This window comes from Candidatus Aquarickettsia rohweri, from assembly GCF_003953955.1.
Classification (GTDB): domain Bacteria; phylum Pseudomonadota; class Alphaproteobacteria; order Rickettsiales; family Midichloriaceae; genus Aquirickettsia; species Aquirickettsia rohweri.
In genome coordinates this window covers 1-1,711 of the sequence record NZ_RXFM01000137.1, presented here as the reverse complement: position 1 = coordinate 1,711, position 1,711 = coordinate 1, and the positions used below count along the sequence as shown (strand labels likewise).

Genomic DNA, 1,711 nt, shown 5'->3' with positions numbered 1-1,711 from the left:
CTACAAGAATTCTGTGCCATTTATAAAATGTACTTCTCGGCACATTCTTTTGCTTACAAAATTCATATTTACTTACATTACTTTTTTTATATTCTTCTACTAGCTCTTTCCATTTTTCATTACTTATTCTTTTTTTCTTTTTTTCTAATAGCATCATTAGCCTCTATTTTTTTAGGCTTTTGTTCTACCACTTATTTTTATTCTTGCCTAGATGCCCTTATTTTAGCGCTTACTCAGATAATGGTTTATTGACTGAATTTATGTACTAGAAAAATCAAAACCCTTTACTCAAAATAACTATTTTTCTATTCTTCTAGCAATAGGACTTAGGGAAACAGAGCTAATATCATTCAATCTCTCTCATTATCATGCTAAAGGGTTTCATCATGTTAAGCGTAAAGAAAATATATTTACAAAGAAAGTACTTATTCCTGATGAACCTAGAAAGTATTTAGATCAATATATTATATCTCAAAAAATAACTAAACCAAATCAGGTTATATTCTCTAAAAATGGAGTAAAATTATATACTAGAGCATACGCTATATTTGCGCAAAAATATCAGCTCATACCTCTTTAAATTGATCAGATAAGGAAAAATTTCATTTATCTCCTTACATGCTAAGGCATACTTTTTTAAAAAGAGTCCCAATAAACATGGTGTCATATTGCAAAAAGATGTCGGGGAATGCTTCTATCTCTCAGATATTTCGTTATACTGAACCTTCTCAAGATGAAATTGATGATATTGCTTATGATCTAAATATTTAAGTTTTTTGCTACATATTTATTAAAATAGACAAGCTATTTTACCAGATGTATAAAATTTAGGTAAGATAAGATATGGAGCTGTTGAAAAAGTCCTTGTGGTAAAATTTTTAAAAGTATATTAAATATTATTAAGTATATAATAATAAATATTTTACAAAAATATATATTTCTAGTATTATAAAAAGAAAATAAATTATAATTACTTATGTATACATTAACTACTAAAGTTTCTAATCCTATAAATAGTAGACTTGAAAATCTTGCAAAAACAATTGATCGTAATAAAAGCTATTTAGTAAGAAAAGCTGTGGAAGATTTTCTTGAAGAAAAAGAAGATTATCTGATAGCTATTCATCGACTAGAACAAAAAGGAAAACGCATTTCTTTAGAAAGTTTAGAGAAAGAATGTGGCTTGGAAAGTTGAATTTGATCATCATGCGGCGAAAGAATTTAAAAAGTTAGATAAACAAAATCAACTTCTTATTTCTGGTTATTTAAAAAATAAAATATCTCTTACTGATAATCCTAGGAACTTTGGCAAACCTTTGCGATATGAGCTTTCAGGGTTATGGCGTTATAGAGTTAAAAATTTTAGAATTATATGCTCTATAGAGGAAGATACGCTTATCATTCTTGTTCTTAAAATAGATACCAGAGATTCAGTCTATGCTAATTAATAATTTGTAAAAAGTTATTAAATTTTATATGTAAGCGCTAAAATAAGGGCATCTAGGCAAGAATAAAAATAAGTGGTAGAACAAAAGCCTAAAAAAATAGAGGCTAATGATGCTATTAGAAAAAAAGAAAAAAAGAATAAGTAATGAAAAATGGAAAGAGCTAGTAGAAGAATATAAAAAAAGTAATGTAAGTAAATATGAATTTTGTAAGCAAAAGAATGTGCCGAGAAGTACATTTTATAAATGGCACAGAATTCTTGTAG

4 protein-coding genes are annotated in these 1,711 nt (G+C 26.9%); 3 read left to right on the top strand and 1 reads right to left on the bottom strand.

All coding sequences use genetic code 11. The annotated features are described in order from the left end of the window. A partial coding sequence (tnpA, locus tag EIC27_RS08540) for an IS66 family insertion sequence element accessory protein TnpA (protein ID WP_410519450.1) occupies nucleotides 1-154 on the bottom strand: 154 nt, incomplete at its 3' end. Between the two features lie 822 nt (nucleotides 155-976). Here tnpA (EIC27_RS08540) and relB point away from each other — a divergent pair. From relB to tnpA (EIC27_RS08535), 3 genes are all read left to right on the top strand, one after another. Continuing rightward, nucleotides 977-1,195 (top strand): type II toxin-antitoxin system RelB family antitoxin, encoded by a 219-nt coding sequence (gene relB / locus EIC27_RS06765; RefSeq protein WP_126045284.1) that lies wholly within the window; start codon nucleotides 977-979, stop codon nucleotides 1,193-1,195. Beyond that, nucleotides 1,179-1,448 carry a type II toxin-antitoxin system RelE family toxin gene (locus EIC27_RS06760; protein WP_126045283.1) on the top strand — a complete coding sequence of 90 codons (270 nt, stop codon included), beginning with the start codon at nucleotides 1,179-1,181 and terminating at the stop codon, nucleotides 1,446-1,448. Before relB ends, EIC27_RS06760 begins: the two co-directional genes overlap by 17 nt. 106 nt (nucleotides 1,449-1,554) lie before the next feature. Beyond that, nucleotides 1,555-1,711: IS66 family insertion sequence element accessory protein TnpA (gene tnpA / locus EIC27_RS08535; protein ID WP_410519448.1), on the top strand; the 157-nt coding region annotated here is incomplete at its 3' end.